This window comes from Armatimonas sp. (assembly GCF_043757465.1).
GTDB lineage: Bacteria > Armatimonadota > Armatimonadia > Armatimonadales > Armatimonadaceae > Armatimonas.
Window position 1 is genome coordinate 21,916 of sequence record NZ_JAYVPL010000135.1, and the last position, 24,207, is coordinate 46,122.

The 24,207-nt window shown below is 57.2% G+C and carries 22 protein-coding genes and 1 riboswitch; of the genes, 13 read left to right on the top strand and 9 right to left on the bottom strand.

All coding sequences use genetic code 11. The annotated features are described in order from the left end of the window. Window positions 1-60: 60 nt before the first annotated feature. The 9 genes from ACH2ED_RS18980 (at window position 61) to ACH2ED_RS19020 (ending at window position 7,833) form a co-directional block, all read left to right on the top strand. A complete protein-coding gene (locus ACH2ED_RS18980) occupies window positions 61-789 on the top strand; it encodes a sulfite exporter TauE/SafE family protein (RefSeq protein WP_395094281.1) in 729 nt (242 codons plus the stop codon). A gap of 4 nt (window positions 790-793) precedes the next feature. Next, window positions 794-1,102, top strand: a complete 309-nt coding sequence (locus tag ACH2ED_RS18985; protein ID WP_395094282.1) for a DUF433 domain-containing protein — start codon at window positions 794-796, stop codon at window positions 1,100-1,102. Beyond that, window positions 987-1,241, top strand: coding sequence for a hypothetical protein (locus ACH2ED_RS18990; RefSeq protein WP_395094302.1), 255 nt, complete (start codon window positions 987-989; stop codon window positions 1,239-1,241). Before ACH2ED_RS18985 ends, ACH2ED_RS18990 begins: the two co-directional genes overlap by 116 nt. Window positions 1,242-1,269: 28 nt before the next feature. Beyond that, window positions 1,270-2,013 carry a WecB/TagA/CpsF family glycosyltransferase gene (locus ACH2ED_RS18995; protein ID WP_395094283.1) on the top strand — a complete coding sequence of 248 codons (744 nt, stop codon included), beginning with the start codon at window positions 1,270-1,272 and terminating at the stop codon, window positions 2,011-2,013. Next, window positions 2,010-3,101 (top strand): hypothetical protein, encoded by a 1,092-nt coding sequence (locus tag ACH2ED_RS19000; RefSeq protein WP_395094284.1) that lies wholly within the window; start codon window positions 2,010-2,012, stop codon window positions 3,099-3,101. The genes ACH2ED_RS18995 and ACH2ED_RS19000 overlap by 4 nt, the downstream gene beginning before the upstream one ends. Window positions 3,102-3,103: 2 nt before the next feature. Further along, on the top strand, window positions 3,104-5,680 hold the full coding sequence (locus ACH2ED_RS19005) for a hypothetical protein (protein WP_395094285.1): 2,577 nt from the start codon (window positions 3,104-3,106) through the stop codon (window positions 5,678-5,680). A gap of 63 nt (window positions 5,681-5,743) precedes the next feature. After that, a complete protein-coding gene (locus ACH2ED_RS19010; protein WP_395094286.1) occupies window positions 5,744-5,968 on the top strand; it encodes a hypothetical protein in 225 nt (74 codons plus the stop codon). Window positions 5,969-5,980: 12 nt separating this feature from the next. Beyond that, window positions 5,981-6,646 carry a hypothetical protein gene (locus ACH2ED_RS19015; protein ID WP_395094287.1) on the top strand — a complete coding sequence of 222 codons (666 nt, stop codon included), beginning with the start codon at window positions 5,981-5,983 and terminating at the stop codon, window positions 6,644-6,646. Next, window positions 6,643-7,833, top strand: a complete 1,191-nt coding sequence (locus ACH2ED_RS19020) for a hypothetical protein (protein ID WP_395094288.1) — start codon at window positions 6,643-6,645, stop codon at window positions 7,831-7,833. The genes ACH2ED_RS19015 and ACH2ED_RS19020 overlap by 4 nt, the downstream gene beginning before the upstream one ends. Here the strand turns inward: ACH2ED_RS19020 and ACH2ED_RS19025 are convergent. The 3 genes from ACH2ED_RS19025 to ACH2ED_RS19035 form a co-directional block, all read right to left on the bottom strand. Further along, the gene (locus tag ACH2ED_RS19025; protein WP_395094289.1) at window positions 7,830-9,212 is read right to left on the bottom strand and encodes an SUMF1/EgtB/PvdO family nonheme iron enzyme; all 1,383 of its coding nucleotides are present in this window, start codon (window positions 9,210-9,212) and stop codon (window positions 7,830-7,832) included. The two genes, ACH2ED_RS19020 and ACH2ED_RS19025, sit on opposite strands and share 4 nt — an antisense overlap. A gap of 67 nt (window positions 9,213-9,279) precedes the next feature. Further along, window positions 9,280-10,368 carry a C45 family autoproteolytic acyltransferase/hydolase gene (locus ACH2ED_RS19030; RefSeq protein WP_395094290.1) on the bottom strand — a complete coding sequence of 363 codons (1,089 nt, stop codon included), beginning with the start codon at window positions 10,366-10,368 and terminating at the stop codon, window positions 9,280-9,282. Window positions 10,369-10,412: 44 nt separating this feature from the next. Further along, complete coding sequence (locus ACH2ED_RS19035) at window positions 10,413-12,689, bottom strand: RelA/SpoT family protein (protein ID WP_395094291.1); 2,277 nt, start codon at window positions 12,687-12,689, stop codon at window positions 10,413-10,415. 229 nt (window positions 12,690-12,918) lie between these two features. Here ACH2ED_RS19035 and ACH2ED_RS19040 point away from each other — a divergent pair, with 229 nt between their 5' ends. After that, window positions 12,919-13,296 (top strand): hypothetical protein, encoded by a 378-nt coding sequence (locus ACH2ED_RS19040; RefSeq protein ID WP_395094292.1) that lies wholly within the window; start codon window positions 12,919-12,921, stop codon window positions 13,294-13,296. A gap of 61 nt (window positions 13,297-13,357) precedes the next feature. On the opposite strand, the gene ACH2ED_RS19045 is transcribed toward ACH2ED_RS19040, so the two are convergent. The 5 genes from ACH2ED_RS19045 to ACH2ED_RS19065 form a co-directional block, all read right to left on the bottom strand. Further along, window positions 13,358-14,857: an alpha-N-arabinofuranosidase gene (locus ACH2ED_RS19045; RefSeq protein WP_395094293.1), complete on the bottom strand. Its 1,500-nt coding sequence runs from the start codon at window positions 14,855-14,857 to the stop codon at window positions 13,358-13,360. A gap of 91 nt (window positions 14,858-14,948) precedes the next feature. Beyond that, window positions 14,949-15,959 carry a phosphoribosylformylglycinamidine cyclo-ligase gene (gene purM / locus ACH2ED_RS19050; protein WP_395094294.1) on the bottom strand — a complete coding sequence of 337 codons (1,011 nt, stop codon included), beginning with the start codon at window positions 15,957-15,959 and terminating at the stop codon, window positions 14,949-14,951. A gap of 97 nt (window positions 15,960-16,056) precedes the next feature. After that, window positions 16,057-16,872: a PIG-L deacetylase family protein gene (locus ACH2ED_RS19055; RefSeq protein WP_395094295.1), complete on the bottom strand. Its 816-nt coding sequence runs from the start codon at window positions 16,870-16,872 to the stop codon at window positions 16,057-16,059. 13 nt (window positions 16,873-16,885) lie between these two features. Beyond that, window positions 16,886-17,926 (bottom strand): LacI family DNA-binding transcriptional regulator, encoded by a 1,041-nt coding sequence (locus ACH2ED_RS19060; RefSeq protein ID WP_395094296.1) that lies wholly within the window; start codon window positions 17,924-17,926, stop codon window positions 16,886-16,888. Between the two features lie 246 nt (window positions 17,927-18,172). After that, window positions 18,173-19,888, bottom strand: a complete 1,716-nt coding sequence (locus ACH2ED_RS19065) for an amidase (RefSeq protein ID WP_395094297.1) — start codon at window positions 19,886-19,888, stop codon at window positions 18,173-18,175. A 486-nt stretch (window positions 19,889-20,374) separates the two neighbouring features. On the opposite strand from ACH2ED_RS19065, the gene ACH2ED_RS19070 reads away from it, so the two are divergent. The 3 genes from ACH2ED_RS19070 to ACH2ED_RS19080 all read left to right on the top strand — a co-directional run bounded on the left by ACH2ED_RS19070 (window position 20,375) and on the right by ACH2ED_RS19080 (window position 22,489). Beyond that, the gene (locus ACH2ED_RS19070) at window positions 20,375-21,013 is read left to right on the top strand and encodes a hypothetical protein (RefSeq protein ID WP_395094298.1); all 639 of its coding nucleotides are present in this window, start codon (window positions 20,375-20,377) and stop codon (window positions 21,011-21,013) included. 89 nt (window positions 21,014-21,102) lie between these two features. Then, entirely contained in the window at window positions 21,103-21,813 is a 711-nt protein-coding gene (locus tag ACH2ED_RS19075) for a hypothetical protein (RefSeq protein WP_395094299.1), read from the top strand. Between the two features lies 1 nt (window position 21,814). Next, window positions 21,815-22,489 carry a hypothetical protein gene (locus ACH2ED_RS19080; RefSeq protein WP_395094300.1) on the top strand — a complete coding sequence of 225 codons (675 nt, stop codon included), beginning with the start codon at window positions 21,815-21,817 and terminating at the stop codon, window positions 22,487-22,489. Between the two features lie 46 nt (window positions 22,490-22,535). On the opposite strand, the gene ahcY is transcribed toward ACH2ED_RS19080, so the two are convergent. After that, entirely contained in the window at window positions 22,536-23,963 is a 1,428-nt protein-coding gene (gene ahcY / locus ACH2ED_RS19085; RefSeq protein ID WP_395094301.1) for an adenosylhomocysteinase, read from the bottom strand. Between the two features lie 54 nt (window positions 23,964-24,017). Further along, a riboswitch (S-adenosyl-L-homocysteine riboswitch) is annotated at window positions 24,018-24,086 on the bottom strand. Window positions 24,087-24,207: the final 121 nt, after the last annotated feature.

Genomic DNA, 24,207 nt, shown 5'->3' on the forward strand with positions numbered 1-24,207 from the left:
CCACGTTCGTGTGGGCGGTAACCCTGTGGACGGACGAAACAGGGCGGGTACAATCGCCTTGTGACCTTTCTGCCCATTCTGATCTTTTTGGCGGCACTACTCTACGCCTCCGTGGGGCATGCGGGGGCCTCAGGCTACCTAGCGGCGATGGCGCTGGTGGGAGTGCCTGCTGAGGTGATGAAGCCGACAGCGCTGGTGCTGAACTTGCTCGTCTCCAGCATTGGCACCGTGGCATTTGCGCGCGCGGGCGCCTTCTCGTGGCGGCTCTTCTGGCCGTTTGCGCTGGGAGCAGTGCCGCTGGCCTACTTCGGGGGGGCGCTGACGCTACCAGGAATCTGGTACAAGCCACTGGTCGGAGTGGTCTTGCTCTTTGCTGCTGTGCGTCTGCTTCTGGGCAAGCTCACCGATGCCGAAAACCCACAGCCACCTCCAGCCTGGGTCTGCATTCCCTTCGGAGCGCTCATCGGGTTTCTGGCTGGGCTCACGGGCACAGGCGGCGGGATTTTCCTGACACCGCTCCTGCTCCTGATGGGCTGGGCAAAGACAAAAGAGGCCGCGGGCACCTCCGTCGCCTTTATTCTCGTCAACTCGCTGGCGGGGCTGGCGGGCAAACCGAGCAGCCTCGCGCACCTCTCTCCCACTCTCTGGCTCTGGGCTATTGCCGCCGTCGCGGGTGGCTCGCTGGGCGCACTATTGGGCAGCAAGCGCCTCCCCCCGCCGAGCCTGCGCCGCCTGCTCTCCCTCGTGTTGCTCATCGCCGCCGGGAAGCTGCTCTTTGGGATAAAATAGCCCCATGGAAATCGTCACCGAGACTGTGGGCGGAGAGCTGTACCAGTACATTCCGCTGGGGGAGTATGTTGTCCGGGCCCTAGGAATTTGTGGGGGGCGACCGACGTTCAAGTACACCCGAGTTGAGGTCGCGGGTGCTCTCAATCGGCTGGCGGCTGGTGAAGCGATGTCCCAGATCGTGGAAGGCTACGGAGACCGTGTCTCCCGCGAAGCGATGCAAGAGGCTGTGTTTCTGGCTGGGGGCGGAGCTGACGTCCCGGTATTGTCTTGTCTGTATAACTCTCCCCGATTCCCAGGCAGGACAGATTCCTGAGCTTCTCCGTCGCTTGTTACGCCACCCCGAGTTTCGCACGCGTGCGGCCCGGCTCGGGAAGGCGGTGCGTCTCACGCCGACCCAGGCGTTCTGGTACGAGCGAGAGAATTTAGTGCCGCAAGTTCTGGATGACTGGTAGGGCTGGCTTTGCGATAAAATAAACGTCTATGGCTGAGCTTCCGCCGCGTAACGCGATTACCTTGCATGGGATGCGTATTGACCGTCTGACTATGGAGGGGGCGCTGGAGTATGTCGCCTCGTTCATTGCTTCGGGCAAACCCCATCATATTGTCACTGCCGATGCCTCGATGGTGATGACCTTTCGCGAGGACAAAGACTTCGCCGCAATCGTGGAAAATGCGGCGCTCATCACGCCCGATGGAGCGGGGATTCTCTGGGCCTGCAAGCGGCAGGGAACCCCGATTCCTGCTAAAGTCAGTGGCGTTGATCTCTCGGCAAAGCTGGTCGAGCTCTCCGGGCAAAGAGGCTGGCGGGTTTTCTTTTTTGGGGGTGCTCCCGGTGTCGCCGAGGCGGCGGCGCAGAAAATGCGAGAACGATTCCCAGAGGCGATAATCTGCGGCGTCCGCGATGGCTACTACAAGGCCGACGAAGAAAACGCTGTGGCGGAGCAGATAGCCACCACAAAGCCTGATATTTTATTGGTGGCGATGGGAATCCCCCGCCAGGAGAAGTTTATCGCGCGCCAGAAAGAGCGCGTGGGAGCAAAGGTTTATATTGGCGTGGGTGGGACACTTGATGTGTTCTCGGGAACCGTTAAGCGAGCCCCCCTCTGGATGCAGAGATCCGGACTGGAGTGGTTTTATCGCATCGCCTCGAACCCCAATGCCGCCCGACTAAAAAAGCTCGCCGCGCTACCACGTTTCGCGCTGCTCACCGTAATAAAAAAATGAATATCTGTCTTGAATATGTCTCCGCCAACCCCAATAGCCCGATTACGATCCAGCACGCACGCGCTGCCGTTGTGGGCGACATTCTCGCCCGTGTCTTTGCCGAAGCCGGTCATAGTGTCACGCGCGAGTTCTATGTGAATGATGCGCCCGGCACGACTTTGACCGCCTTTGCGCGCAGTGTCGCCGCTGAAGCCGATCCGTTTGCCGCCAAGATCGCACGCTCCGCACGTGGCGCGACCCTCTCAGATATTCTGGCCGCCGTGCGTGCGCGTCAGAGCGCCAGTTTGGCCGAGCTGGGTGTCACCTTCGACTCGTTTATCTCCGAGGCGGAGCTGCTCCGCTCCGGCGAGGTAGACAAGCTGCTGACGGATCTCACCGCGGCGGGGCACACGACTTGGCGGGGAGGGGCACTCTGGCTCAAGAGCGCCGCACTGGGCGACGAGCAAGATCGCCCACTGGTGCGCACACTGGGAGGAGCATCCTACCTGGCAAGTGATCTGACCTACCACCGTCAGAAGCTCGCACGGGGCTTTGACCAGCTCATTGATCTGTGGAGCGACGACCACGGGGCCTATGCCGCCCGAACCCGCGCTGGGCTCCGGGCACTGGGCTGTGCAGCCGACGCGCTTCGCATTGGTTTAATCGCTCCGGTAAGAATTTTGAAGGACGGACAGGAAAGGCGGGTCGGAAGATACGGAGCGCCGCCTGCACTGGAAGAGATTCTGCCGCAGACGACGCCTCAGCAGCTGCGCTGGTGGTTTGCCGAAGCGGATCCGAGTACCCCGCAGGTAATAAACCTGGATGTGCCTACACAGACACCAGCGCAGCTCCTCGCCGCTCTAGGGCCTCGAGAGCGGCCCTTAGAGAAACAGGAAAGAGAAGACGGGGGAGAAGCAGCGCTACGGACCGCATGTGCCGCAGTGGCTCCAGCGCTAGAGCAAGCTCGGGAGACCCTCTCCCCCCGCCCCGTCGCAGACGCGGCAACGGCCCTTGCCCGCGCACTAGCAGCCAGCGCCGCTGCCTCCCCCATCACTGCCGAGGAAGCCCGTGCGGCCCTCAAAAAACTACGCACGATCCTGGGAATTTAACTATGCTGAATCTACTGTGCGCTTGGGCGCTGACCACACAAGGGCTTCCCTCACGCCAAGGGGAGCCTCCCCCTCAGCCCGCGCCGCGCTCTGCTCCGCGCGCCTCAGGTTCCACTCAGGGAGTCTACACCGACGGAGCCGGGGAGAAGCATCTCTGGCGTGTCGCGGAGAATCACACCCTGCTCTGGGACGGCAAGCCCTTTGTCCCAGTTGGGGGGCTTTTCCAGGTCAAGTCCTGGGCACCCGCCGCTACCCCTGCCGACTTCACCGATGATGTGGCGGCGCTTCAGCGCCTGAAGGCTGCGGGCATTACGGACATCTACCTTCAGCCCCTCAAAGGGGGGATCACTCTGGTAAGAGCAGCGGCGCTCCAGCGGGTGCTGGATGCGGCAGAGGCGGAGGGTTTTACTTACGGAATCTCTCTGGCAGATGCCCCACGCACACCGCTGCTGGGCTACCAGATTCTGCCGGGACGCTACCTCCAAGATGCGCCCAGCAGCGGCGGGCTGGTGCGTTTTCCGGTCAAGGGGCTCAGCAGTGCCCTCTGGTTTCTCGCGGATCCGGGGAGCAAGCAGATCCTCGATTCCGGCAAGGCCGACATTGTCGCGGAAGGGGCGCGCGTGGGGCTCGCCTTCAAAGAGGGCCGAAACCGAGTCGTAATCTACCCGGAGCGGCTGTTTCTTCCCGGTGGGGAGCTGGGACTGCCTAATGTCTGGGAGGGTTTTGATAAGTACCGCGACGATCTCTTAACGCTCTTTGGGCAGGTGAAGCTGGGCAAGGGCTTTCGTTTCTTCTCCGACCCTCTGAGCCTGGCGCTCTCACTCACCGGCGAGTCTCAGCAGATTGTCCCCAGCGGCGCGGCGTTCCAGAGTGAGTGGGCGCTCTATCTGTCCCACCGCTACGCCACCATTGCGAGTCTTGAGGAAAAATGGGGAGTCTCCGAGCGCGGGACACTAAAAGACTTTACAGAGGCGACGCAGCTTGTCCCGCTCTGGTGGGCGGAGAAGGGGCTGCCTCAGTTCTTCCACAAAGGCACGCAGACCGTGGTTCCTGCGCGCGACAGTGTCTCGCGTTTCTGGCAAGATCTAGAGGACTTTAAGACCGAGTCGCTCCGTGGCTACATGAGCCAGCTCGCCATCGCCCTCAAGCGGGGAGTCGCGGAGGTACCTATTGTCTACCGCTCCCGTGGCTTCTCCCCCCTCTTCGCACGCGTGGGGCCACAAACGGGCTTTGACGGGATCGGGGTGGAGGCCTACGGCAAAGGAATCGAGCCGATCTCCTACACGGGGGCGGAAACCTACGCCCAGGTGACCGATGCCCAGCGTCCGCTCTGGCTCCCGGTTCTCGCCACGCAGGAAGCTCGTTTGCCTGAGACAACGCAGCCAGGCTTTGCCAACAAGCGCCTGCTCTTCTCGATGCTGGATGCCCTGCGCGATACGGGAGCACGTGGATTTTATGTGGACGGTGCTCGCATGGCAGACCCCACTCGACAGGCATACGATCTCTCTCAGCAGCCAGAGCAGCTCGCCTGGCTCACTGAGTACGCACAGCAACTTGGTGTGCTAGGAATCGCCTCGGTTCCTCAGCCCCGTGCAAAAGCGGTTTTCTATCCCCGTGCCCACAAACCTCTCCAGCCCCGTGCACTCCAAGACGGGAGCTGGTGGCTTCCTGCGGACCGAGACTATGTCCTCTACGACTTTGGGAGCGCGGGGAGCGCCTATAGCCTCAGTGAGCCGGAGGGGCCCGTCTTCTACCTATGGAACCCCGCTGGCCCTCGTCAGATCAAGCTAAAAATCCCCAAGCAGTCCAGTCTGCCAGGAGTCGCCCCACTCGCCTGGCTTCCCGCAGAGCGTGGGATTCGCACCAAAGACATCCTCACCCTGACCATCGGGCCTGAGCCGCTGCGCCTCTACAGCTACGCCTCACTCCCCCTGCCACAGGAAGCCTTCCCCGAGACTGTCACTCGGGCGGAGAGCCTGCTCCAAACCCTGCTCAAGCGAAAACTCACGGAAGCGACACTCTACTCCATCCAGCTCAAGAACCTTAAGCAGCGCTATAAAACCGATATCACCACAACCGCTTATAACGCGCTTCGTGACCTACAAGCTCTCGTAGGACAAATGAGTTCTCTCTTGCGCCCTTACCTCTGGGTAGAGGCGGAGGCGATCGGGGGACACAATTTTGATAGGGTGGAGGATCGGCCTGGTGCCAGTGGAGGACAAGTTCTGACAAGCAGTGCCCGGCCTCTCGATGCAGCACCCGCTCTCGCCACTTTTCCAATCTCCATCAATACCGAAAACTCCCTGCGGCTGTATATTGCCGCCTCCCCACGTGCCTCGTTCCGAGTACAGCTAGACGGGCAGCCATTCGGCGGCACCAACTCTCCCGTCCCACAGCCCATCGGTGAGCCTTTTGCGTTGGGGAGCCTTATTTGGTACGATTGTGGGATGGTGGTCATGCCACGTGGTCAGCACCAGCTAGAAGTACGTACAGAGGGAGCGATTACTCTGGACGCGTTGCTGCTCACTCCTCCTGGCTTCGCACCCAATGGTTCCACCCCACCACCATTTCAGCTATAACCTGAAACTCTGGTGAGAGAGTTCTCTCTAAACGACCACTCCCATAAGGAAGAAAAAGCGATTATGAATCTCTGTCGGATTGCCCTCGTGGCCTTTGTCTTGAGTGTTGCAGGTAATGCCTATGCCCTGCCTGCCTACGCAAAAAAAGAAAACAAGAACTGTGCGTTCTGTCATGTCAACCCCAAGGGTGGGGGCAAGCGGGTCGCCGCAGGAGAGTGGTACAAAACACATAGCCACTCTCTGAAGGGCTTCAAAGCACCGGCCAAACCTGCGCCGAAGAAGAAGTAGGCGCTCGTGACGATGCCGCAGAAAACGCCACCAGAAGCCCTACCAACCGAGCGGATCAAAGATCTCTCGGTATCTCTGCGGATTGTCCACGAGGAAACCAACTTCGATGAGCTCAAAAAAATTGGGGGCGCATTCGCCACATCGTACCGCGTCCCCACCTACGAGCTTGCCTACAAAGCACCCAATAAGCTCCGCGTCGAGGGAAAAGCAGGGCCACTCTCGGCAACCTTGATCTATGTAGGAGATAGCAAGACCTATCGGGTTGGTGTCTTCAAGAAGACCGAGGACTGCAAAGGCAACCCGGGGAAGAAACAAAGCCTAATGGACGTCGGTGTGTTTGCAAAAGACTGGCTTACCACCGACTACCAGGCCGTTTTCCAGCGTCGTGAGGGCACTCTTCTGGTCTATAAGCTTGTCCAGCGCGGCACCGACAGTAAGAGCCATGAGCAAGTCTGGGTCAACCCGAAGACGTTACTGACGGAGAAGCGTCTCTCTTTCAACAGTGAGAACGAGCTTCAAAAAGAGATCCGCTATGTCAAGCCCCGTGAGCTACGACCCGGGATTTTCCTACCCTCACGTGTCGAGATCTACAATCAGTTTGGTAAGCTTGGTGCGGTGCAAACCGTTGAGTCGGTTCAAGTCAATACGGGCCTGCCAGAGAGTCTGTTTCAGCTATGAAAAAGCTGGGGGGTCTCAGCACCTTAGGCATCTCCGGAATCTTATGTAGTACACTCTGTGGACTCCCGGCTCTGGCACAGCTATCACCGCCCGAGCGACCTAATTTTTTTGCCATCTACCCGCCCGCGCCACGTGGGACATTTCAGCCGGGTCGCCCCCCCGCCTCCACTGCCTCACGCGACCCGGATTTAATTGGCCCCAAGCCGTTTTACCGCAGCCCAGAGACTTGGCTCTTTGGAGGTGCGCTGGACTGGCGCTTCCGCAATGGCAGCAAGGATACCCGAGGTGGCTATATCGCGTCGGGGCGCTACACACTAGACTACATCCGTGCCAACCCCAAAGACGGTGACGAGCGCGGTGGGGTACGTCTTCAGGTGGTGAGCGAGTCCGAGGGGCCACGGGGGACGGCGCTCAACCGTGTGCGCGCCTCGGAAGCTTATATCTTCTATCGCTTTCTCCTGCCAGGCGTAGATGCCACCGTGAGGGCCGGTCAGTTCGTGATCCCCTTCGGACTGGCCGCCGTCTACGACACGCCGCTCCAGCCGATTCAGTCACTCTACGAGAAGTCCCTGGGGCTGCGAATCGACACGGGAGCGATGCTGGAGGGCAGCTACGGCCCCTACCGCTACTATGTCGCTGCCACCACGGGTTCTGGCCCGAATCGTTCGGATTTCGACGGCAATAAAGTGGTGGTCATGCGGCTGGAGAGCACGTTCCGCACGCAGGCCGAGAGCGGTCGTCTCCAGCTCGGTGGCTCGATTCTGACGGGTCGCGGCCCGCTGACCACGTTTGATACCCAGCTTCCCGCCTCGGGAACCTCCAGTGCGCGGCAGTTTATAGACAAAACCCGCATGGCAGTGGATGCGATTTATAAGCTGGAGAAGCTCCAGGCACGTGGTGAGATTGTCTTTGGGGCCGATGACCAGAACCCGGTCTGGGGCTATTTTGGCGAAGGAAACCTTGCCATCGCCCGGCATATTACCGCCGTCGGGCTGATCCGTAGCTGGAAGTTCGGCGACAAACCGCAGTCCGCAACGGCACTCGGGGCGGGCGCCAACTACCAGTTCAACCGGGGCATCACACTCCGCGCGCTCTATGAGTACGAGCGCGATGTCCCCAGCAAGGCCGCGGGTGGCAAAGCCACGATTGAGAAGCGCTTTACGTTGCAGACCCGGCTGAGCTTCTAGTCCCGTACGATCCGGAAGCCCACATAGGGACTCTTGAAGCTGGGTAGGTTTCCACCACGCTGTCCGACCCGCTGTTTGGCGGGGTCGAGGGCAAAGCAGCCGCCGCGTAGAACCCGCTCGGTGGCGCTGGGATCGCGAGCCAGTGGGTCAATCAGTGGGCTGGTGGTGTAGAAGTTCCGGACGTAGCTATCCTCGCACCACTCCCAGACATTGCCACAGACATCAAAGAGGCTCCAAGCATTGGGAGCCTTCTTGCCGACAGGGTGCGGTTTCTGTCCCGCGTTGGCAAAGACCCAGGCGAGCTGCGGAAGCGTCTCCAGTGTCGCCTCGCCGGTTTTTGTCGCCGGAAAAAGCCCGGTGCTTCCCGCGCGCGCTGCGTACTCCCACTCCGCCTCCGTGGGAAGCCGAAACGTCGCGCGGCTGCGCTTGCTGAGCCACTGACAGTAGGCCTTGGCATCGTCCCAGCTCACGGAGTCCACGGGCAGGGTATCGCCCTTAAATGCCGACGGGTTGGCGCGGAACTTCCTCCACTGTGCTTGAGTCACTTCGGTCCCGGAGATAAAAAACGGCTTGCTGATACGAACAGGGCGAGCGGGTTGTTCCTCAGCGGCAAGCCGACTCCAGAGACCGGCCTTCTGCAAGGCACTTTTCTGGGTTTCCGTGAGGCCGCGCGTGTAAGTGCCTGCGGGAATCTTCACAAACCAGATACCGCCCAAGTGCGCCCGGCCAAAGTCAGGGATTTTTGTGGAGTCGTCGTCGGCAGCATCTAAAAATAATCCAGGGGGGGAGGGCTTGGGTGTCCCGGCAACCAGAGTAATATTACTGATCCAGAGCACGGGATTCTCGGACGTGGTCTTGGCAATGGAGAAGAGTAAGAGATTTTTCTCCGGATCAGGATTATTGGCGGTGAACTGGACGGCGAAGGGCTTGTCTTCGGTAGACAAACTGAAGCTCTCTTCCAGCCCAATATTGCGCACCGTACCCTGGCTATCGGCGGTGCTGGTAGCGGTGAGAGGCAACACATACGGCTGGCTGGCGCGAGCCGTGAACCAGAGCGTGTAGGTCTCGCCGTCTTTGAGCCCTTCCAGCCGGTGACTCAGCCGAGCAATAGTTCCGGGGCGGCGTGCGAGATACTCCAGGCGCATCGTCTCGCCGTCGTAAGTCACCGACGGGCCATCACCCACTTTCTTGGGCGTCACTTCCCAGCCGGAGCCGCTTCTGTCACGCAGGTCGGAGACGAGGCCGCGCTTGGTGTAGGTTGCAACAGACGGCTCGACAAACCCAGCGAGGCTGTAGCTGTTCTTGGCGTAGTAGATCCCGCGTGCATTGTTCTCCCCACCACCCTTGGCCGTGACATGGCAAAACAGGCAGAGCTTCATCTCTTTTTTCGCATAGCCCGGCGTCGCGTGGGCGGGCAAGGAGGGCAAAATGGCCCCGCAGAGCGCACTAAAGAGAGAAAGTCTGGTAGTCGCTCTGGTCAGGCGGGCCGTCGGTGAGGTGAAGCATCTTTGTATCAAGATCCATAATCGCGCTGGTAACGGTGACATAGTGTTGCTCCGGGGGCTCGGCGAGATTTCGGTGGCGGCAGAGCCCAAAAGGGTCGCCTTGCGTATCGCGGAGCGCCGTCTGGATCTTTTCGAGTGTGGTGGGTTTGGCAGCTAAGAGCAGCTCTGCCAGGCGGGCTTCGCGACGACGCGAGTAGATACGGCGGGGATTAGGCGGCTCGGTCAGGCCGAGCGCTTCGGGATTGACGAAGTGATTGGCATGGGTCAGGACACCGTCCACGGGCGAGAGAAATCCCTGGGTGTCCGGCGCGGCTTCGATGTCCAGCACAAAGTCCGGCGGCTGCGCGATGAGAAAGTTCGTCGAGCAGGCACGCGGCTCGCTGGTAATCACAGAGACGGCATCGTTGAAGTCGCGCTGACGTAGAATCTCGTAGAAGCGCACGTGGGCGGGCTTATTAAAACGCGTCCAGTCATCGTCGGTCGTCGTGATCCCGTTGATTGCCAGCCCGATTCCCTCCGAGTTAAAACCAAGCTTCGCCCCCACAATCCCGGACTCCGTGAACGCCAGCGTTTGAAGACCATCCGGCTCATGGGTGTGCAAGACCGCGCCCTGCACCTCGGGAATCCAGTCCCAGTTCTGCCCAATAATCAGATGCCTCTCGGTGGTCGCCTCGGGCAGTAGCGCAAAGAGCGTGCAGCCGTCGGCCTGCGCCTCCCGCGCCATCGCCATCTTGCCAAACTGGTAGTAGAGAATCTCGTAGCGCACGTTCAGCGCGACAATATCCAGAAACTCAAACCCGCCTCCCTCAGCCACGCCCTGCATATTGGCAAAATACGCCGGGCTCTGGCGCTCAATATGCCCGGCGTACTGCGCCGCGATTTCGTGCACGGCGTCGCGCTCCAGCAGCGTCTCGCGTAAGAAACGATCAAAGTACACGGCGATATTGGTAGCGATGCGCGCCTGAAGCTGCTCGCCGTGCTGGCGGCCTTGCTCAAGCGGAGTGCCACGAAGAGTTACGAGAGGAAGCATTGCCACTATTGTAGCATGGTATCGTCCGCATAGGGTGAGCCGACTTAGGTGCGTTCGACGGGCTTGGGGTCTTCGGCGCCGACACCCAGTCGGTGCACGGCCAGTAAGTCTTCGAGAGAGTGGAGCTTGCGCACAAGGGCTTCGACGTACTCCGCCGAGGGGGCTTCAAAGTCCAGGCGCAGAACAGCAATGCCTTTGGAGCGATCCGAGCGCGTATTGATGCCCAAAATGAACACCTTGTTCTCCGAGAAGAAGTCCGTGACATCGCGCAGGAGGCCGGTGCGGTCGAAGGTCTCGATAATCATACCTGTCTCGAAACGCTCGGTCAGGGAGGGCTGCCAGTCAATCGGGCTCAGACGCTCCGCCTCGTAGGCCGCGACATTGGGGCAGCCCTCGCGGTGCAGAATAATGCCACGGCCACGGGAGACGTAGCCCAGCACTTCATCGCCCGGGAGTGGCAGGCAGCAGCGCCCCCGCGTCACCGCAACGCCGTCTACCCCGCCCGGAGCGAGCGCGAGCTTCTCTTTTGCGCGGGGACGGGAGAAGTCCTCCCCCGTCTTTTTCTTTTCTTTCTCCAGCTCCGGTCGCAGACGGTTGACCACCATGCCCAGCGCGACATCGCCAAACCCCAGCGCAGCAAAGAGATCATCCACACTCTCTTTATTAAGAGTATTTGCCAGAGATAGCATCTTCTTGCTCTCTCGTAGGATCGCGGTGGAGAGCCCGAGCCGCTCTAGCTCCTCCATCAGCCGCTCGCGGCCCTGCACCACGTTGTCGCTGTACTTGAGCTTGCGGAAGTAGTTCTTGATCTTGCCACGCGCATGGCCAGACCGCGCAAACATCAGCCAGTCCAGCGATGGTGTGGCTTGCGGGCGCGTGAGCACCTGGCAGATATCGCCGTTCTGGAGTTTGTAGGAGAGGTTCACCACCCGCCCATTCACTTTCGCCTGCACCAGGTGATCCCCCACATTCGAATGCACCCGATAGGCAAAATCAATCGGCGTCGCACCCGCTGGCAGATCCAGCACATCGCCTTTGGGAGTGAAGACAAAGACTTGGTCGGCAAAGAGATCGCTGCTCGCACGAGAGAGAAACTCCCCCGGGTTAGCCTCGGCTTGGTGTGCATCGAAGAGCTGGGCGCGCAGGAAGGCCATCTTCCGCTCAAAGGCATCCAGCCCCGCCCGGGCCTCCTCACCGCGCTCTTTGTAGGCCCAGTGTGCCGCCACCCCGAACTCGGCGGTCTTGTGCATCTCCCAGGTACGAATCTGCACTTCCAGCGGCTCACCCCGAGGCCCATAGACCTTCGTGTGCAGGCTCTGGTAGAGATTGGCCTTGCGCTTGGCGATGTAGTCATCAAACTTGCCAGGAATAGGCAGGTAGGTCTCGTGAATAACGCCCAGCGCCCCGTAGCACTCCGGGATGGTTGGAGTAATCACACGAAGCGCAATGAGATCGTAGATATCGGTCAGCTCCAGCCCCTGCTTGACCATCTTGTTGTAGATGCTCCAGAGGTGCTTGGGCCGTCCCTGAATATCGGGCGTCAGTCCCGCCCTCGCAAACCCCTCACGCAGCTTCTGGATCGCCTCGCGGATATCGTCCTCGCGCTCCACGCGGGTGCGGGCGATACGCTCACTCAGCTCCTTGTACTCCGTGGGATAGAGGTACTTGAAGGCCAAATCTTCGAGCTGCCATTTCACCTGCCAGATTCCTAGCCGGTGGGCAAGTGGCGCAAAGATCTGCATCGTCTCCTCAGCCACCCGCTGCTGGCGCTCGGGACTCAGCCCTTGAAGCGTGCGCATGTTGTGCAGGCGGTCCGCGAGCTTAATGACCATCACCCGGAAATCGCGCGCCGTGGCCAGAAGAATCTTGCGAAGATTCTCCGCAGACGAGTGGGTTTCCAGGCGTTTGCGGCGGCGCGGATCCACTTTTCCGGTCTCCGCTTCTTTGGCAGCGGCTTCTTTGGCAGCGGCCGCCATCTCCGGTGCGAGGCGCTCAAAGTCGGCCAGCTTGAGCTTGGTCACCCCATCCACAAGCTGAGCAATCTCCTCAGAGAAGTGCTCTTTGATCTCATCGTGCGTGACACCGCAGTCCTCGACCACATCGTGGAGAAAGCCTGCCGAGATACTGGCCTCATCCATCTCCAGTTCCGCAAGAATCTGTGCCACAGCGACGGGGTGAATAATATAAGGCTCGCCACTCTTACGAAACTGCCCCGTGTGTTTTAGAGTGGCAAAGTCGTAGGCGCGACGAAGCAAAGCCACATCTGCATGAGGGTTATGGCGTTGTACACGCTCAAGAATGGTCTCCAGACTCGCCAACATTGTTAAGGGCTAGTATACGCCTATCTGCTAAATCTTGCCCCGCTAACAAGAGAAAAATCTATCAGGAGATGCTCACGACATGTTTTCCTGGAAGATAAACTTTTTTTATTTTTTTCGCCCTTCTTTCTCTGAAAATTTAGCGGAGATTATTTTTCCCTGATATAACTTTAGTATTACCTGTCAAGGAAGAGAGAAAATCTTTACGGACAGAATAGAAACGAGAAAAAACATGGGACGACGACCAAAAGTATTGACAGAAGGTGCTGAAGTGGCTCCAGTCACACCCGTAGTGCGCCGCCGACGGCGTTCGATAGTAGATCATGGAGCACAGGGACAGATTCTTGTTGCTTCTCTCCTCAAATCACGTGGTGCGCAGGGTGCAACGCAAACAGAAGCGCTAGCCGTTGTGCTCTGGGCTCGTGGAATTCACGAGGAAGCAGCGGAACTGAAGGCACTTTCCACCCGTGTGCGCCGCGCCAAGAGCGAGAACGCTGCGGAGCGCCAGGTGGCACTGCTACTGAACCAGTCACTCCTCGACGGTGTGCTCTCCGGAGCGCTGGCCGTGGATGTCAACGAGTCCGGGGCGATTACGTTTAGCCAGGCGTAAAAGCCGAAAAAGCCGCCCTGGCGACTGCCAGGGCGGCTTTTTTTTAGATGCGCAGCCGAATTTAGATGCGCAGCCGAATCACGTTCCAGGATGCGGCGGGAAGAGTCGCACTTAGCGTCTCGCCAATCACGGTCGCGCCAGTTGCGGCTTGCGGGATGACGTTATCAGGATCGGTTTCGGTGTTGACCGCTTTCAGATCAGCGTGGTGCATCGTGGTCCACCCAATCACCTCAGCCTTGCCAAAGCCACGGAGCGTGGTTGTCAGCTCCAGCGGCTCCGTTAAGCTACGGTTGATCGCAAAGAGTGTCAGCTCGTCGCCGGACTCGCTCACTACGGCTGTCGTCGCAAGATAGGGCGCTTTGTCGCGGGTCTTGCAGTCGTAGGTGGGCGAGTTAACCGCGCAGCGTAGCGCCGTGCCCCGTCCGTACTGCGAGCACTGCTGCAGCGGATAGAAGATCGTCTGCCGCCACGCACCGCCACCGGGCCGGGTCATGATCGGGGCGATCACATTCACCACCTGGGCAATGCAGCCGATCTTGAGGCGATCCGCGTACTGGAGCATCGCCAGCAGCATCCCGCCGACCACCAGCACATCTTCCATGTTGTAGATGTCCTCAAGCTGGGGCCGGACATCGTCCCAGCGTGCCCCCAGCTGCCCCCAGTCGCCGCTGTGGTACCAGACATTCCACTCATCAAAGCTGAGATTGACGGTCTTCTTGCTTTTTTTGGATGCCTTCACCGCATCACAGAGCGCGATAGCCTCCGCGATAAAGTCGCCCATGTTCTCGGTCTCGGCCAGAAACGCCGGGGTGTCGTTGGCTCTATTGTTGTAGTAGGTGTGGAGCGAGAGATAGTCCACATTCTCGTAGCTCTCGTGCAGCGACTCCCACTCCCACTTGCCAAAGCTCGCCATACCCCGTCCTGAGGATCCACAAAGAATGGTCTCGATACTGCCATCCACCCACTTCATGAGCTTCGCGGACTCATTGGCGACACGCCCGTACTCGTAGGCCGTGCGTGCGCCCATCTGCCAGGGACCGTCCATCTCGTTGCCCAGACACCAGACCTTGATTCCGTACGGATCGGCGGCTCCGTGGCTTTTCCGCAGATCACTGAGCTGCGTGCCACCGGGATGGTTGCAGTACTCCACTAAACGCCGGGCATCATCGGCACCACGAGTACCAAGGTTCACGGCCATCATTGCCTCAGTGCCCACTTTTTTGCACCAGCTCATGAACTCGTTGGTGCCAAACTCATTGGTCTCGGTGATTCCCCAGGCCAGCTCCAGCCGACGGGGGCGCTCCGCACGCGGCCCGACACCGTCTTCCCAGTTGTAGCCACTCACAAAGTTACCGCCAGGGTAGCGTATGATCGGCATGGAGAGCTCGCGCACCAGCGCAATCACGTCCTCGCGAAAGCCATCGCTATCAGCAGTGGGATGCCCAAGCTCGTAGATGCCCGTGTAGATATGACGACCCAGGTGCTCGGCGAAGCCGCCGTAGACCCGTGGGTCAATATCAGAGAGGACGAAGTCCTTATCCAGTGTCAGCGTTGCGTTCATAAAGACAGTTTACAAAATATAAATTGGTTTCGCCAACCCCCTAGCCCCCGCCCAGCGGGGGGACAATAGGGATTCCCCCGTCGCACGGGGGCTAGGGGGTTAAAATTACTTCATGCGCACCCGCCGTGACCTCGCCGATTACCATTGCCGTCTCGCCCGAGGCACGGAGCGCCGCAAGCGTGGCATCAGCCTGTGTGGGATCTACCACGAGCACGAGGCCAATGCCCATGTTAAATGTCCGGTACATGTCGGCTTCGGGGACATTGCCGATGCTTTGGATACGCTCGAAGATCGGGAGCACTGTGAAGCTAGATTTCTGGACGACTGCGCCGCAGTTTTCCGGAAGAGCGCGCGGGATATTGTCGTAGAAGCCGCCGCCGGTGATATGGGCCATCGCCTTGATCGTGTTGCCCGCATCTAAGATCGGCAGGATCGCGGGGGCGTAGCAGCGGTGCGGCGCGAGTAGCTCGTCGGCGACTTCCTCTACTAAGAGCTTACCTACCTCAAAGAGCACTTTTCTTGCCAGCGAGTAGCCGTTGGTGTGCAGGCCCTCAGAGGCCAGCCCGATCAGCACATCGCCGGGCGCGACCGAGTCACCCGTCAGGATCTTGCTCTTGTCCACCATCCCCACAATGCAGCCCGCGATATCATACTCACCGTCTTGGTACATCCCCGGCATCTCCGCCGTCTCCCCGCCGATCAGGACGCAGCCACTCGTGCGGCAGCCCTCCGCGAGCCCTTTGACCACATCGGCGGCCACAATCGGGTCGAGTTTGCCGGTGGCGAAGTAGTCTAAGAAGAACAGAGGCCGCGCGCCCTGCACTAAAATATCATTGACGCAGTGCCAGACCAGATCACGGCCCACAGTGTCGTGCTTACCGGTGGCAAAAGCAATCTTGAGCTTCGTCCCGACACCGTCCATGCTGCTCACCAGCACGGGCTCGCGCAGGCCACCAAAATTGGGCTGGAACATGCCTCCGAAGCTGCCCACATCCGCTAAGACACCGTCGTTAAACGTCGAACGAATGTGCTGCTTCATCCGCCGCACTGCCTCGTTGCCCGCATCAATGCTCACGCCAGAATCGGCATAGGTCACACTCATCGAAACTATTTCTCTCCTCGAAAAGCCGGGTAGAGGGGCACTGGCTCCCGGTCTGCCCTGCGCATCCTCAGGATACCATACGGCCCTGCCCTGTGCGCTAGAGCCCGAAGAGTGCCCGTAGCGCAGTGTCGTCCGGCTGGCGACCGTACTCGCAGAGGCGGAAGGCTTCAGCGTAGTGGCACGCACCGCCGTTAATGCGAGCACTGGCGGACTTCTCCGCGCGGTAGGCACCGCGCCCCTCGACAATGCCTCGGACCCGGGCGCGGCGGCCTTCGTCGTCGCTCGGGACTTCGTGGAGCACTCCGGCGTTGTAGGGGAGCCACTCAAAAAACTGCGAGGCGTGGTGACAGACCATGCTGGTTTTTTCTTCCAGACAGTCGGTGATCGGCACCTGAATCTCGGCGACAAAGGGCTGGATGTCTTTAAAAGTATCGTACCAGTAAGCAAAGACGGGCATACGGTCTAAGTGGCGAGTATCGGGGCACATCAGGGGGACGGTGAGCATGTAGGTTGCATCTAAGATGAGCTGAGCGGTGTAGCGATGATCCCGGTGGTAGTCGAGCGGACGGTTGAAGATCACTAGATCCGGCCCACGTCCCGGCTCACCAAACGAGCGGATGCAGCGCACCATGGCTTCGGTGGTGGGCTTATCCACATAGACCTCGCCATCGTGGATGCCCAGTGTCTCATAGGTTGCTCCGATTACTGCTGCCGCCTCTTGCGCCTCAATCAAGCGCCGCGCCGCAAGCTTCTCAGGAGCGGCTTTGTACACATCGGCGAAGTGCCCCTTGTCGCCGTTGGTCACGGAGACGAACTTAACCAAGTCACCCCGCCGCCGCAGTCGGGTCGCGAGTCCGCCCACATTGAGTTCGTTGTCATCAGGGTGCGCCCCAATACAGAGAATATGATACATGCGCCATTGTAGCCTATGCGGGCGGAGGCGCACAGGAGCCGCGCTCTTCGAGAACCGGCGTCAAGAAGTGCTGCTTCAGTTCCAATAACTCGCCGTTTAGAAGGCGGCCCACGGTGCGACCGACCTCAGTGGCGATTTCATGCTGGCGAGTAAGGATCGTGGTGATATGGGGCAGAACACGGCGCATGAACCGAGCATTGAGACACGTCAGCAAGGAGACATCTTCGGGTACCCGCTTCCCCAGCTCCTCCAGTGCGCGCAGCGCCCCGATGGTCGCGAACTCATCCGAGGCGAAGATAGCCGTTGGCGGGTTAGGTTGCGAGAAGCGCTCCCGGACAAGGGTATAGACTCCTTCCTCACCCCAGACTTGGTCTTCGTAGTGCAGAGTCTGGTCCAGGCCATGCTCCAGACAGGCCGCCCTACAGCCTTGGTAACGCCCCTCACCCGCCATAAACCTGCGCCCAATATTATGAAAAAGAATCTGGCGATGCCCATAGCGCATGAGAGTCTCCACCGCCAGACGGCCCACCGCCTGATTGTCCATTCCTACCGCAAGCATCCCCGGCTCCGGAGCCGAGCCACGAATCACAAAGGGCTGGCGCATCTCACGCAGTAGAGCAGGCCGGGGATCATCACAGAAAAGGTCGGTGAGAACCAGAAGATCGCAGGTGCGCGCACGCGCAAGGCGCACCAGCGAGTCGGTCGTTTCTGGAGACCACTGATGGAGTAGTAAGTGGAGCCCCTGCTCCGCCAAGCTACTGGTCAGAACTCCAATGATCTCATGGTGGTGCGGCGAGAGTTCGTAGCTCGCTCCAGGCTGGAGCAACAAACCAACCGTATCTGTCCGTCCGTGCGCCAGGTTCTGCGCCGCTTTGTTAGGCTGGTAGCCAAGCTCCTGGGCAACCTGATGAATACGCTCCTGCTTCTCCATGCCAACACTGCGGCCTGCCCGCAACCGGCCATTGAGCACCCGCGAGACTTCGGAACGTGCGACCCCGACTTCTTGGGCAATATCTTCTAGTCGAACAGAGCGGCGGACGGGCGTTTCTTCCAAAAATCTCTCCTTAAGCAACAAAATAAAAAGATCGGATAGTGACTATTCTATCCGATCTTGTGAGGAGGGAATTCGAACGATTAGCTCTGACGGACAAACACTGCCTGCTCAGGGGCAGCGAAGCCCTTTTCATCATAGCAGGCCAGAATCGCTTTGTTCGCATCGAACTAATTTATCCCTTTGTCCTACCTTTCTTACCGTTCTTGCGGTCTCTTAGTCGAAAGCAAATGTGCCTTTGTCCCTCATTTAGCGCTTGAGCGGCGGCGGCTCCACAGGGAGCTTCTCGACATCGAGCCACTGCGTATGCCACGGGGTTGCCTGCTCGTAAGCAAAAGCAAGGCGCAAAATCGCATCCTCTCGGAAGAGATTACCGGTGAACTCAATCGAGATCGGCAGGCCACGCTCGCTCATGCCACAGCGGGTGAGGAGAGTCGGCTGGCCGGTGAGATTGGTGTAGGTAATGCTAGGCGCACTGCCCGCCGGTGTCACGTAGACATCCACTTCGCTCAGTGCACCGACCATTTCTTGCTGTAAGTGCCGCCGCACTCGCTGGGCCTGCAAGTAGTCTGCGGCGGGAATCAGTGCGCCCTCGCGAAACGTGTTGGGCCAGGCGCTACTGCCCTGCTGCACCAGCTCGCGTAGCCCTCCAGCCGCCGCGAGCTCGGCGAACGCCGCCGCACCCTCGGCGTGGATCGTGATGCCAGGCAGCGCGGCGTAGGCGGGGTCGGACTTGGGAAGCCGCACGGGTTTAGGCGTCACGCCCAGCCCGCGCAGCACTGTGAGCACTTCCTTCTGCGCCCCGCTGGCCCGCTCAAAACCCGCCTCATCGAAGCCCACGCGAAGCGCCGAGAGCTTGCTCTCCGGCTTCCAAGTAAACGGAATATTCTCCAGCACGCTGTCATCCAGGCCATCAGCCCCCTGAATGGCGGCAAAGACCAGGGCGCAGTCCTCGACACTCCGACAGATCGGGCCGACTTTATCCATAGTCCAGGAGAGCGCCATCGCACCGTGGCGCGAAACCCGGCCAAAGCTAGGGCGCAGGCCAGTAGCACCGCACTCGCGGCTGGGCGAGACGATACTGCCGTAAGTCTCCGTGCCCAGTGCAAAACCCACCAGCCCCGCCGCCACCGCGCTCGCCGAGCCCGCCGACGACCCCGACGAGCCACGGGTGACATCCCACGGATTGCGCGTGATCCCGCCAAACCACACATCGCCCATCGCCAGCTCCCCCATCGAGAACTTAGCACAGAGCACCGCTCCGGCATCGCGCAGGCGCACTGCCACGGTGGCATCCAGACCGGCCAGTACCTGGTTTCTGTAGGGCGGCGCACCAAAGGTGGTGCGCGTGTCCTTGACAAAAAATAAGTCTTTTAGCCCAAAGGGAATGCCATGGAGCGGCCCGCGCCACTTCCCCGCCGCGAGCTCTTTATCCGCCGCATCCGCCTGAGCCAGGGCCGCATCCTCCAGCAAGGAAACGACACAGAGCAGGCGCGGCCCGTAGATCTTGAGACGCTCCAGATACATCTCGGTGAGCTGACGCGAGGTGATTTTTTTGCTGGCTAAAAGCTTGGTGAGAGTCGCGACGCTCGCAAAGGCCAGGCTCTTGATGTCCCCTTTATAGTCGGGTAGCTTTCCTTTGGCGAGCTTCACCTCACTCTTGCCCGTGGGAAGTGTCACGCCCGCGATCACGGGATTGAAGTGAAACGCGGGCGGTAGATTCCCAATCAGCGGGCTAGTTCGCACCGCCTTTAAGCTCTGCTGAAACTCTGCCATCCGACTGAGTAGCTGTGTCCGCTCCGCCTCTGTCGTCTCTCGCCCGACGAGTTTGTCGGCAATGGCTAGATCATTCTCGGTGAGTTTTTCACTTTTCATCGGCTCCTGGGCCTGCGCCTCACCCACAATCGCCCCCACCGTCGCCACAGCCGCTCCCGTGACCATCTCTCGTCGGCTAATTTTTTTCATGCCGCATTTTAGCACGCGGACAGATGCCCGCGATGCGGACAAGAGCATGCGATATTGCTCTTGCACGTGGTTGAAAAGCCGCTGGATACAGAGATAGTGCGGTGTAGCGCAGCGGCAGCGCGACGGCCTCATAAGCCGCCTGAACCTGGAAAAGAGATTCCCGCCCCCTGGCAGATATGCCCCGAAATTCCAATTCGGGCCATTTCTGAATTATTTGTGCCATGGGCGCTCCGAAAAACAGCCGATAAACCATAGGTTTTGAAGACATCTCCTGCCAAAAGGAGAACTTTCATCGGCCCAATTTCGACTGGTGAAAATGGCCCCCTAACTAAAAATAAATTTGACAAAAGAGAATATCTAGACTAATATCTTAGCAGCGGTGTAATTACCCTACTCGAAGATTTGAGTGATTTATGTCTCTACGAATGAGAAAGGATCAGATAATATGTCAACACGGTTTATTAAGGCCACAGTCGGCCTGTTTTTTTGGTTGGATTGCCTGCTCTTGCACAGTATCCAGGTGGTTCAGGAGGAGGTTATGGTAACTATTATGGCACTTGGACCCAGGAAGATGTTGTTATAACAATTTTTGGTAAATTTGAACCGGCTCTCCTACCAGGACAAACAGGAAGCATTACTTCTGGGAGTGCGCTCAGCATGACCGGGAAACTTGGGTATGTCACAGCATCTTTCTCTTCGCCTACTCCAAATCCTGGTGAGGGCGCAACGGCAGGTCGGGCTTGCGATGCGCTTTTCGCCTGTACGTATAACTTCGCATTGGGAGCGGGAGGTATGCCCCCTTCGGTTGGTATCACTATTACCAACTCTTCTTATGCAATGAGTAGTGGTACGGTGAATGGATCAGCGGTTATTGGCAATCCTTATGCAGGAACTGATACCAATGCTACCCCATCTGGTAACTGGACACGAAACTCTGCCCCAAAAAATTACTTAATCTCTGGTTCAAGCTGCACAGCTCTTACAGGTAAAAAACCCTATGGATACACTCCACCTGCTGGCTCAGTTGGAGATCCTTTTGTAGGGCATGTTGCTAGTGGTTATAGTACAACAGCGATATCAATGACTACTTCAATCCTTGCTAATTTCTCAGATGTAATAAATTAATCACCGATTTGAAAATAAAGGGTGGTAATCAGACAATATATCACCCCTTATATTCAAATTTATGAAAATTCAGCTATAAGGACAGCAAAATGTTTCTATTTAAAAGGCTACAAAATAAAACTATTTTCCTGAATATTAATTTTCAAAAAACAAAGCTATCGCTTATTTTAGAGTATATCAATCAAAAATCAGGATATGATTTTATCAGTGACACGGGAGATGTGGATATCGAAAAAATTCAAGTGACTGGAAGTTTAGAAAAAGTATTAGATCATTTATGCGAGATAATAAAATACACTTGGACGAAAAAAAATACATGTATTCTCCTCTATAAAGTCTTTCACGGCGACGGATCGTTACCTCAGATTAAATTAAATGAAATCAGCAAGTTAAGTTCTGAGATGGTTGATATTTTACAAAGAAGATTAAGTAATAATGAGCAATTATCAGAAGGTTTCGGTCGAATCTATATGACATTGAATGAGTTTCAAAAAAATACACTTCGACAAAGGCATCTTTTTGTTCATGAATTAACAGAATCACAGCGAGTACTCTTCTTTCAAGTCATGAACTCTACTCTAGTCCGGGAATCTTTTCGAGAGTGGGATAAAAACAATACATTGTTAAATCTTAAGAAAGATTTCTATATCGATTTTTCCGTCCAAGACGCAATTTTTCCTGAAGATAAAAAGAAGAATTTAAAGATTGCCACCATGATTTTAATACTTTTTAAAGAAAGACCCAGAAATAAGATCATATATCCTATTGGAAGTTTCCTTATTGAAGCAGAAAAAATTTAAAATGATAGCCCGAAAAGTTCTGAATGAAAAAATAACGATTCAATCTCATGGATCTGCACTTGATTTTTTTGATCAAATATCAAAAATGACAAATATTAATTTCATAATTCATGAATCTCTTTCAGAACGAATAAATTTAATAGTTTTATCAGACCAGCCATTAAATATAGTCTTAGATATTTTATGCGACATGAATAATTGGAAATGGCAACTAATATCTGAAAATAAAATTAAAATTTTCCGTCCTATCCCTTCTGCAAAATCAGACATTCGATATTTAGCAGATGATATTAAGATGGTTTTACCTGGGGATAGTTTTCGTTTTTTGAACTTAACTGATATCAATCTGAAAATTGAAAATCTTATTGATTTAAAAACATTCTTTTTAGATGTGCAACCGGATTTTTTGAAAAACGGCCCGATTTCTTTTCGATTCTTAAAAACCAAAAATAAACAAATTATTTTAGAATTATTAGGAATTTCCGCGCTTTTATTACTCAAAAAATGCATTTCTAAAAAAATTGAGAGCTTCTATTATGATCTATCTACAAAAATTGAATTTCGCGAAGTAGTTAATTTCGATAAAAAAGAAACTTTGATGTCGGTCACAGGGCATACTGAAAATGGCGAAGTGACCATATCTACAAAAATCCGCCTACCTTCAGATCCCAAGTAAAAATTATTCCCCTCCCCTAAATCTTAGCTAGGGAAGGGGAGGGATGCTAGTACCGGTAGGTATCCGCTTTGTACGGCCCTTGCTGGTCAACACCGATATACGCAGCCTGTGCCGGAGTGAGCTCGGTGAGCATTGCGCCCAGCTTCGAGAGCTGGAGGCGGGCCACTTTCTCATCTAGGTGCTTGGGCAATACGTAGACCTGCCCGATTTCGTACTTGTCGGGGTTCATCCAGATCTCCATCTGGGCCAGGGTCTGATTGGCGAAGCTGGAGCTCATCACGTAGCTCGGGTGCCCTGTTCCACAGCCAAGGTTCACGAGGCGGCCCTTGGCCAGCAGAATAATTCGCTTGCCATCAGGCCAGATCACGTGGTCCACCTGCGGCTTGATCTCGTCCCACTGAAGGCTCTCTAGCCCGGCGACATCAATCTCGTTGTCGAAGTGCCCGATGTTGCAGACAATCGCCTGGTTCTTCATCTGGTCCATGTGTGCGCGCGTGATGACGTCTTTGTTGCCCGTGGTGGTCACAAAGATATCAGCCTTATCGGCGGCATACTCCATCGTGACCACGCGGTAGCCTTCCATCGCAGCCTGGAGCGCGTTGATCGGGTCAATTTCCGTCACCCAGACCTGAGCGGAGAGCGCACGCAGTGCCTGTGCAGACCCCTTGCCCACATCGCCGTAGCCACAGACAACCGCCACTTTTCCGGCGATCATGACGTCGGTGGCGCGCTTGATACCATCCACTAGCGACTCGCGGCAGCCGTAGAGGTTGTCGAACTTGCTCTTGGTAACTGAGTCGTTCACGTTGAAGGCGCGCATCTTTAGCTCGCCCTTGCGGCTCATCTCCAAAAGTCGGTGAACGCCTGTGGTAGTCTCTTCGGTGACGCCCTTTACTTCGGCCAGCCGTACAGAATACCAGGTCGGATCAACCGCGAGCTTGGCCTTGATACTGGCGTAGAGGATGGTTTCTTCCTCGGAGCTTGGGTTGTCAAGAACGGAGAGATCCGTCTGGGCCTTGGTGCCTAAATGAAGAAGAAGCGTCGCATCACCACCATCATCGAGGATCATGTTGGTGTAGCTACCGTCGGGCCACTCGAAGATCTTGTGCGTGTAGTCCCAGTACTCGGTCAGTGTCTCGCCTTTCGTGGCGAAGACGGCGGTTCCCCCATCGGCAATGGCAGCGGCGGCATGGTCCTGGGTCGAGTAGATATTACAGCTCGCCCAGCGTACCTGTGCGCCTAGTGCCTCCAGAGTCTGGATCAGAACCGCGGTCTGGATCGTCATGTGCAGCGAGCCCGTGATCCGTGCATACTTCAAAGGCTGCGCGGCGGCGTACTCGGCGCGAATGGCCATGAGGCCGGGCATCTCGGTCTCGGCGATCGCAATCTCCTTGCGTCCCCACTCCGCGAGCCCCAGATCGGCCACGATAAAATCGGTAGCCAGTGTTTTAGTGTCCGTTTTGTTTTCAGTCATGATAGTTGTCTTATTTGTCTCGTCTAACAAAAGAAAAAGCCCACCGGGGGGCTTCCCTGGTGAGCGCGGTTTGATAGCTGAGCCTGATCCGTAAAATAACGAATTGCAGCACTCCTCAGCTTGCGCTTAGTGTACCACATCCAAGCAGGCAGGGCGAGCGCATCTAAATTCTGGGGATTATTTTGGGCCATAATAATGCATGGCCGACTCCAAAAAACGAAAAACACTTGCACTGATTTTCGTA

Coding starts and splice junctions, on each gene's coding strand:
- ahcY (WP_395094301.1), bottom strand. CDS start 23,963: ATGACTGAAAACAAAACGGACACTAAAACACTGGCTACCGATTTTATC.
- ACH2ED_RS19080 (WP_395094300.1), top strand. CDS start 21,815: ATGATAGCCCGAAAAGTTCTGAATGAAAAAATAACGATTCAATCTCAT.
- ACH2ED_RS19040 (WP_395094292.1), top strand. CDS start 12,919: ATGGGACGACGACCAAAAGTATTGACAGAAGGTGCTGAAGTGGCTCCA.
- ACH2ED_RS19055 (WP_395094295.1), bottom strand. CDS start 16,872: ATGTATCATATTCTCTGTATTGGGGCGCACCCTGATGACAACGAACTC.
- ACH2ED_RS19035 (WP_395094291.1), bottom strand. CDS start 12,689: ATGTTGGCGAGTCTGGAGACCATTCTTGAGCGTGTACAACGCCATAAC.
- ACH2ED_RS19005 (WP_395094285.1), top strand. CDS start 3,104: ATGCTGAATCTACTGTGCGCTTGGGCGCTGACCACACAAGGGCTTCCC.
- ACH2ED_RS19010 (WP_395094286.1), top strand. CDS start 5,744: ATGAATCTCTGTCGGATTGCCCTCGTGGCCTTTGTCTTGAGTGTTGCA.
- ACH2ED_RS19020 (WP_395094288.1), top strand. CDS start 6,643: ATGAAAAAGCTGGGGGGTCTCAGCACCTTAGGCATCTCCGGAATCTTA.
- ACH2ED_RS19000 (WP_395094284.1), top strand. CDS start 2,010: ATGAATATCTGTCTTGAATATGTCTCCGCCAACCCCAATAGCCCGATT.
- ACH2ED_RS18985 (WP_395094282.1), top strand. CDS start 794: ATGGAAATCGTCACCGAGACTGTGGGCGGAGAGCTGTACCAGTACATT.
- ACH2ED_RS18995 (WP_395094283.1), top strand. CDS start 1,270: ATGGCTGAGCTTCCGCCGCGTAACGCGATTACCTTGCATGGGATGCGT.
- ACH2ED_RS19075 (WP_395094299.1), top strand. CDS start 21,103: ATGTTTCTATTTAAAAGGCTACAAAATAAAACTATTTTCCTGAATATT.
- ACH2ED_RS19065 (WP_395094297.1), bottom strand. CDS start 19,888: ATGAAAAAAATTAGCCGACGAGAGATGGTCACGGGAGCGGCTGTGGCG.
- ACH2ED_RS19025 (WP_395094289.1), bottom strand. CDS start 9,212: ATGAAGCTCTGCCTGTTTTGCCATGTCACGGCCAAGGGTGGTGGGGAG.
- purM (WP_395094294.1), bottom strand. CDS start 15,959: ATGAGTGTGACCTATGCCGATTCTGGCGTGAGCATTGATGCGGGCAAC.
- ACH2ED_RS19030 (WP_395094290.1), bottom strand. CDS start 10,368: ATGCTTCCTCTCGTAACTCTTCGTGGCACTCCGCTTGAGCAAGGCCGC.
- ACH2ED_RS19015 (WP_395094287.1), top strand. CDS start 5,981: ATGCCGCAGAAAACGCCACCAGAAGCCCTACCAACCGAGCGGATCAAA.
- ACH2ED_RS19045 (WP_395094293.1), bottom strand. CDS start 14,857: ATGAACGCAACGCTGACACTGGATAAGGACTTCGTCCTCTCTGATATT.